Raw genomic sequence first — 6,041 nt, 5'->3', positions numbered from 1 at the left:
ACCCCAGGCGCGGTTGTGGAATCGCACCAACTCCAATTTTCCAAAAACCCAGGGCCCAGTGGCCCGGAAGAAATCGCAGAAAGCCACTCAGATTTTGCGCGCCGGAAATTTTTGCCTGGCTCAAGGGGTAACTCCCGTAATAGGGGTCCGGGGAAAGCAGTCCTATGGACCTAGGCGGAGCGAAGCGGAGCCGTAGTCCATCGGCTGCGTCCCCGGTGGCGTTTTGCCTTCTTTTTCGCCATGGAAAAAGAAGGTCGCCGCCCGCAGGCGGCGAAATCCCCCCTGCGGATAACGAACCAAATCCGAAACCTGCCCCCTCATCCGGCCCTTCGGGCCACCTTCCCCCCGAGGGGAAGGCTTTTTGGGGGGAGCCCCCTTCATCCGCCCCCTTCGGGGGCACCTTCCCCCCAAGGGGAAGGCTTAAAAAAGAAACGAACCACAGTAAAGTGAGGAACCCCCTATGGAACTCTCCCCCCTGGCGGGCAACCGCGCCCTGAAAACCCAGCTCTCCCAGCAGGAGGAGGGGCGGGGGCTGTCCCACGCCTACATTCTCTCCGGCCCCGCCGGCTCGGGAAAGCACACCCTGGCCCGGCTCCTGTGCGGAGCCATGCTGTGCACCGCCCCCGCCCAGCGGCGGCCCTGCGGCCATTGCGGCCCGTGCAAAAAGGTGTTTGCCGGCATCCACCCGGACGTGGCGGTGATTGCCGGACCCGCCGAGGGCAAGCCCATTACGGTGGACCAGGTGCGGCAGCTGCGCGCCGACGCCTACATCCGCCCCAACGAGGGGGAGCGGAAGGTCTACCTGCTGGAAGGGGCCGACCGGATGAACGCCAGCGCCCAGAACGCCATGCTCAAGCTGCTGGAGGAGGGCCCGGCTTACGCCGCCTTCCTGCTGCTGGCGGAGAACGGCGGCGGGGTGCTCCAGACGGTGCGCTCCCGGTGCGAGGAGCTCTCCCTCACCCCCGTGCCCCCCGGGGAGGCGGAGGAGTGGCTGAGGACCCGCTTCCCGGACCGGTCCGGGGCGGACCTGCGCCGGGCGGTCCAGGAGGCCCAGGGCATTCTGGGCCGGGCGGTCTCCCTGCTGGAGGGGGACGGCGGACAGGCCCAGGAGCGCCGCGCCCAGGCGGACGCCCTGGTTCGGGCCCTGGAGGGGACCGACGAGCTGGCCCTGTTTGAGGCCAGCCTGCTACTGGAGAAGGCCCCCAAGGAGGAGCTGCCCCGCCTGCTGGACCAGCTCTACCTCCAGCTGGGGGAGCGGCTGGCGGTGAGCGGGGAGAAATCCCGCCTGCTGAAGGCGGCCGCCCTGGTGCGGAAGCTGCGGGGGGCGGCGGAGCTCAACGCCAACCCGGGCCAGCTCTCCGGCTGGCTGTGCGCGGGCATGTTTTTGGAGAATGAAAAAGGCAGAATGCAGAATGCAGAATGATGGCGTCCCGGCGGAGCCGGGACGATTAACCCCCGCCTTCGGCGGGATACTTCTGTTGGAGCCGGGGGAGGAAGCGAGGAGGCTCTATCTCCTATCTTCTATCTCCTATCTCCTAACTTCACATAAGGAGGAACTATGGTCGAGATCATCAGCGTCCGCTTCAAGGAAGGCGGAAAGCATTACTATTTCAACCCCAACGGGGCTCGGTTTCAGCCCGGCGAGGGGGTCATTGTAGAGACCACCCGGGGCACCGAGTTCGGCGAGTGCGTCCAGGGGAACACTCCCATCGACGAGATGGAGCTCACCGCCCCCCTGCGCCCGGTGCTCCGCCGGGCCACCCCGGAGGACGAGCTCACCCGGGAGAAGAACAAGGAGAAGGAGGCCAAGGCCCTGGAGATCTGCCAGCAGAAGATCCTGGAGCACGGCCTGGAGATGAAGCTGGTGGACGCGGAGTGGAGCTTTGAGGGGAACAAGGTCCTCTTCTTCTTCACCGCCGAGGGCCGGGTGGACTTCCGGGCCCTGGTGAAGGACCTGGCCAGCGCCATCCACGCCCGCATCGAGCTGCGCCAGATCGGCGTGCGGGACGAGGCCAAGATGCTGGGCGGCCTGGGCATCTGCGGGCGGCCCTTCTGCTGCTCCCAGTTCCTGGACGAGTTCCAGCCCGTGTCCATCAAGATGGCCAAGACCCAGAACCTGTCCCTGAACCCCACCAAGATCTCCGGCACCTGCGGCCGGCTCATGTGCTGCCTGAAGTACGAGCAGGAGGCCTATGAGGACCTGGTGAAAACCTCCCCCAAGCCCGAGTCCTTTGTGGAGACCCCCGACGGGGCGGGCACCGTGTCCTCGGTGAACCTGCTGCGGCAGACGGTGCAGGTGCGGCTGGACTCCGCCCCGGAGAGCCCCAAGTGCTACCACAACTGCGAGCTGTGCGTCATCCGCAACGGCAAGGGCAAGCGGCCCGAGGGCTATGTGGAGCCCCCCCTGGAGGAGCTGGCCAAGCTGCGCAAGCCCCAGGAGCCGGAGGAGACCCCCGACCTGAAGGGGTCGGCCTCCCCCCTGGCCGCCGCCCTGGAGGCGGTGTTCAACGGGGAGACCCCCCAGTACGAGGGGGTGGGCGGACAAGCCCAGGAGGCCCCCAGGAGCCGGGACCGCCGCCGCTCCCGGAGAAGCCGGGGCGGCCGCTCCCACGGAGAGGGGGAGGGCCGGGAGGCCGCCCAGAGCCGGGAATCCGCCCCGGCCAAGGAGAAGAAGCCCCCCCGGGCGGACAAGCCCAGGGAGGGCCGGGAGCGCCCCGCCGGAGAGGCCAAGCCTCCCCGTGAGGGGGGCGAGAAGCGCAGCTCCCGTCCCCACCGCCGCCGCCGTCCCAGAGGCGGAGGGGGCGGCAAGCCCCAGAGCGGCGGGGAGTCCTGAGCACCCCTTCGGCGGCTGAGCCCTCTCTCTTGGGGCTCAGCCGCCTTTTGCCCATTGGGAAAACCATATCGCCCCATACAGAATTTCAAATTGGACAAGTCCCGGCCCCGGTGGTAGGATAGGGACACAGCCCCTCCCCCCTCTCCCCTGGCGGGGGAGCGGGGACCGGAAGCTGGGAAAGGAGAGAATTACAATGGACGGATTTTTCAGCGCCCTCTCCGCCTCTCTGGTGCTGCTGATGCTCATGTCGGTGGGCTACTTCATGGGGCGGCTGGGCTGGATGACGGCGGCGGAGAAGCGGTTTCTGAGCAAGTTCATCGTCAATATCGCGGTGCCCTGCAACTGCGTCACCGGACTGCTGAACAACCTGGACCACGACAGCCTGCTCCAGGCGGGGCTGATGGTGGCCTCGGCTATGGTGGGGGTGGCGGTGACCCTGGCCCTCTGCCTGCTGCTGGCCAAGCTGCTCCGCCTGCCCCGGGAGCGGTGGGGGGTGTTCGTGGCCATGGCCGCCTTCTCCAACACCCTGTTCATCGGCCTGCCCGTGTCCACCCAGCTGTTCGGGGACGTGTGCGTCCCATATGTGATGATGTACTACTTGGCCAACACCCTGTTCGTCCAGTCCGCCGGCATCCTGCTCATCGAGCGCTCCGGCACCCGGGCGGGAAAAAAGACCACCGTGGGCGGCTTCTTCAAGGACGTCTTTACCAAGCCCCCCATTCTGGCGGTGCTCTTCACCGTGCTGCTGCTGGTGCTGGACCTGCGGCTGCCCGGCCCCATTATGACCTGGGCGGGGTACATCAGCCAGTCGGTCTCCCCCATGGCCCTCATCTACTGCGGGTACATCGTGTTCGAGCTGGGGCTGAAAAACCTGCGGCCCATGAGGGGGCTGCCCGCCATGATCCTCATGCGGCTGGGAATCGCCCCGGTGATCTGCTGGTTCTTCTGCCACCTGTTCGGCATGAGCGGCCTGCCTCTCAGCGTCTTTGTGGTGGAGAGCGCCCTGCCGGTGGTGAGCCAGGTGCCCGTGCTGGCGGGGGCCTACGGGGCGGACGACCAGTACGCCGCCACCGGGGCGGTCCTGTCCACCCTGTGCAGCTTTGTGAGCATTCCCATTTTAATGCTGGTCCTGGGATAAAAATAGACGGCCGAAAGGCCGTCTATTTTTTTGCCTCAAATTCCCCGCTCATCTCCTGGGCCATGTGGATAAAATCTGTAATCACACTCCACTGGTGGGGCTGCTTCAAATATCCGAAGTGGATCATATGGCGGGCCTCCTCCCCCAGGTGGATGAGCTCCAGCTGGGCCTCCTGCTGAGGCGTAAGGGAGGGACGGATCATATTCTGGGGCGCAAAGCAGGCCCCCATTCCAGATACGGCCAGAACCAGCTCAGACCGGACCGTTGTATGGTGTACCTCAATTTTTGGAATCGGTACGATACCCCACCGGCGTAGCAGATCATAGCCAAAAATTCCATTGCCCTCCTGCTGGGCAGCCAGGATAAACGGACAATCTCGGAGGGGAGACAGATCCCCTGATTGCAGCCGGACGAAGTCAGCCATTCCAGGCGTTATTCCCAGACGGTTCAAAAGCGCCTTAGATACCACCAGGACATACTCCTCCTGATAAAAGTCCTCCGTCTGGACTGCGGGCGGCACCACAGGCAGGGGGGCGATTGCCAGGTCAATCTCTCCGTTTTCCAGAAGGGCACTGAGATTAGTGTTGATCTCTCCCACCAGCCGGATGGCAATGTTGGGGTACTCCTGCTGAAAGCGGATCAGCAGCGGAGGAATCACAATATCCCCCCGGGTATAGTTAATCCCGATGCGCAGCAACCCCCGCTGATTTTCGGTAATGTCCTGAAATTCCCGCTCCAGGGAGTTCGCCCGCCGCTGAAAGTCCAGAGCGTATTCCAAAAACACCTCCCCGGCGTAGGTCAGCTCCAAGGGAATGCTCCGCACCAGCAGCTTGGCGCCCAGCTCCCCCTCCAGCTTGGCGATGTGGGCGCTGAGGGTCTGCTGGGTGATGTGCAGCCGCTCCGCCGCCCGGGAGAAGCTCCGCTCCCGGGCCACCATGACAAAGTAGTCCATGCTGGAAAAGTTCATCCTGGTCCCCCCTCCTCTTTTGCCGCGGCCCTCCGCGCCCCCACCTGACCCACCCCGGACGCCGGAATGTTTTCCACAAAACGGGCTCCCGCTGTGGAATCCGCCCCTCCCGGTCGCTCCCTAACGAGCTCCTCCAGGCGGAGGCCTCCACGTCCGCTCTCCCAAAGGTACAAATTTTAACTGTATTATATACCAGATTTAACAGTTTTACAAATGTATTTTCCCCTGCTATACTGAAGGCACAGCAGGAGGAAAACTCCCCCGGCTCCATCGATGGAAGATCATCTGAGCACCCCTCAGAGACGCGGCGCGGCGTTCCTATGGAAGTTCTCTGCCTGAGCAATCCAAACAGGAGGGATTCAGTATGAAACGCGAAATTATTCCCGGCCGCTTCATCCTTTTGATTTTGGCGGCATTTCTGGCGATTATGGTCCTGCCCATCGTCCTTGCCTCCCTGTCCGGACAGCTGGACCTGCCGGTGGAGCAGAGCTACGCCTCCGATACCCAGGAGCTGACCATCGCCCCCAAGGCGGACTGGAGCATCGTCTCCGTCCTTCCCCAGGAGGACGGACTTCTGGCCCCGGAGATGACGGGGGAGGGCGTGACCGTCCCCCTGGCCGGGCTCCCCGCGGGGGAGGCTGAGACCCTCCAGCTCCTGTGCCGGAGCCAGGACGGCGGACCGGCGGAGGAGACCCAGGTGGCCCTCCAATTTCTCCCCGGGGCCGACGGGACCCTCACCCTCCGGGTCTATCCGGAGAAGGCCGACCTTCTGAATGTAAACTTCCGCTATGAATACTCCCCATCCGCCTGAACCTCCCATCAGGCCAAGATCCGACATACACAACGCACAGCGCCGTGGGCATTCCCCACGGCGCTGTGCGTTCAGGCTGCTGGAAAAGTCCAAAGACTTTTCCGGCAGCCTGAAAGAATGCCGATACTTTCCCGCCGCCGCGCGGCGGAAAAGTCCTCGCTGCGCTCGCTGAACGCCTTGCCGTGCAAGGCATTCAGGGCATTCGATCCCACTCGAGGCGGGCTGCCGCCCCCTCGAGCTCCCCCGCCAACACTCGGGCGGATTCGTCTGAACAGAGGTTTTTCGACAAGCT

6 protein-coding genes are annotated in these 6,041 nt (G+C 64.4%); 4 read left to right on the top strand and 2 right to left on the bottom strand.

Annotated elements, in window-relative coordinates; genetic code table 11:
• Window positions 1-460: 460 nt before the first annotated feature.
• The 3 genes from B5F19_RS16180 (at window position 461) to B5F19_RS16170 (ending at window position 3,971) form a co-directional block, all read left to right on the top strand.
• Entirely contained in the window at window positions 461-1,423 is a 963-nt protein-coding gene (locus B5F19_RS16180) for an AAA family ATPase (RefSeq protein WP_087292620.1), read from the top strand.
• A 135-nt stretch (window positions 1,424-1,558) separates the two neighbouring features.
• Window positions 1,559-2,833 (top strand): stage 0 sporulation family protein, encoded by a 1,275-nt coding sequence (locus B5F19_RS18355; protein WP_087292617.1) that lies wholly within the window; start codon window positions 1,559-1,561, stop codon window positions 2,831-2,833.
• Window positions 2,834-3,026: 193 nt separating this feature from the next.
• Window positions 3,027-3,971 (top strand): AEC family transporter, encoded by a 945-nt coding sequence (locus tag B5F19_RS16170; protein WP_087292614.1) that lies wholly within the window; start codon window positions 3,027-3,029, stop codon window positions 3,969-3,971.
• A gap of 22 nt (window positions 3,972-3,993) precedes the next feature.
• Here B5F19_RS16170 and B5F19_RS16165 read toward each other — a convergent pair whose 3' ends face one another.
• The gene (locus tag B5F19_RS16165) at window positions 3,994-4,938 is read right to left on the bottom strand and encodes a LysR family transcriptional regulator (protein ID WP_087292610.1); all 945 of its coding nucleotides are present in this window, start codon (window positions 4,936-4,938) and stop codon (window positions 3,994-3,996) included.
• Between the two features lie 364 nt (window positions 4,939-5,302).
• Between B5F19_RS16165 and B5F19_RS16160 the strand changes: the two genes are divergently transcribed.
• Window positions 5,303-5,749 (top strand): hypothetical protein, encoded by a 447-nt coding sequence (locus tag B5F19_RS16160; RefSeq protein WP_087292607.1) that lies wholly within the window; start codon window positions 5,303-5,305, stop codon window positions 5,747-5,749.
• 71 nt (window positions 5,750-5,820) lie between these two features.
• Here B5F19_RS16160 and B5F19_RS17780 read toward each other — a convergent pair.
• Window positions 5,821-6,041: hypothetical protein (locus B5F19_RS17780; RefSeq protein ID WP_204248356.1), on the bottom strand; the 221-nt coding region annotated here is incomplete at its 5' end.

It is taken from the genome of Pseudoflavonifractor sp. An184 (genome assembly GCF_002160305.1).
In the GTDB taxonomy this organism is placed as follows: Bacteria; Bacillota; Clostridia; order Oscillospirales; family Oscillospiraceae; genus Lawsonibacter; species Lawsonibacter pullicola.
The sequence above is the reverse complement of the archived record's forward strand: the minus strand, read 5'-3'. Positions and strand labels throughout refer to the sequence as shown.

Excerpts from the sequence above, each read along its gene's own strand:
- B5F19_RS16160 (WP_087292607.1), top strand. The coding sequence starts at position 5,303 with ATGAAACGCGAAATTATTCCCGGCCGCTTCATCCTTTTGATTTTGGCG.
- B5F19_RS16180 (WP_087292620.1), top strand. The coding sequence starts at position 461 with ATGGAACTCTCCCCCCTGGCGGGCAACCGCGCCCTGAAAACCCAGCTC.
- B5F19_RS16165 (WP_087292610.1), bottom strand. The coding sequence starts at position 4,938 with ATGAACTTTTCCAGCATGGACTACTTTGTCATGGTGGCCCGGGAGCGG.
- B5F19_RS16170 (WP_087292614.1), top strand. The coding sequence starts at position 3,027 with ATGGACGGATTTTTCAGCGCCCTCTCCGCCTCTCTGGTGCTGCTGATG.
- B5F19_RS18355 (WP_087292617.1), top strand. The coding sequence starts at position 1,559 with ATGGTCGAGATCATCAGCGTCCGCTTCAAGGAAGGCGGAAAGCATTAC.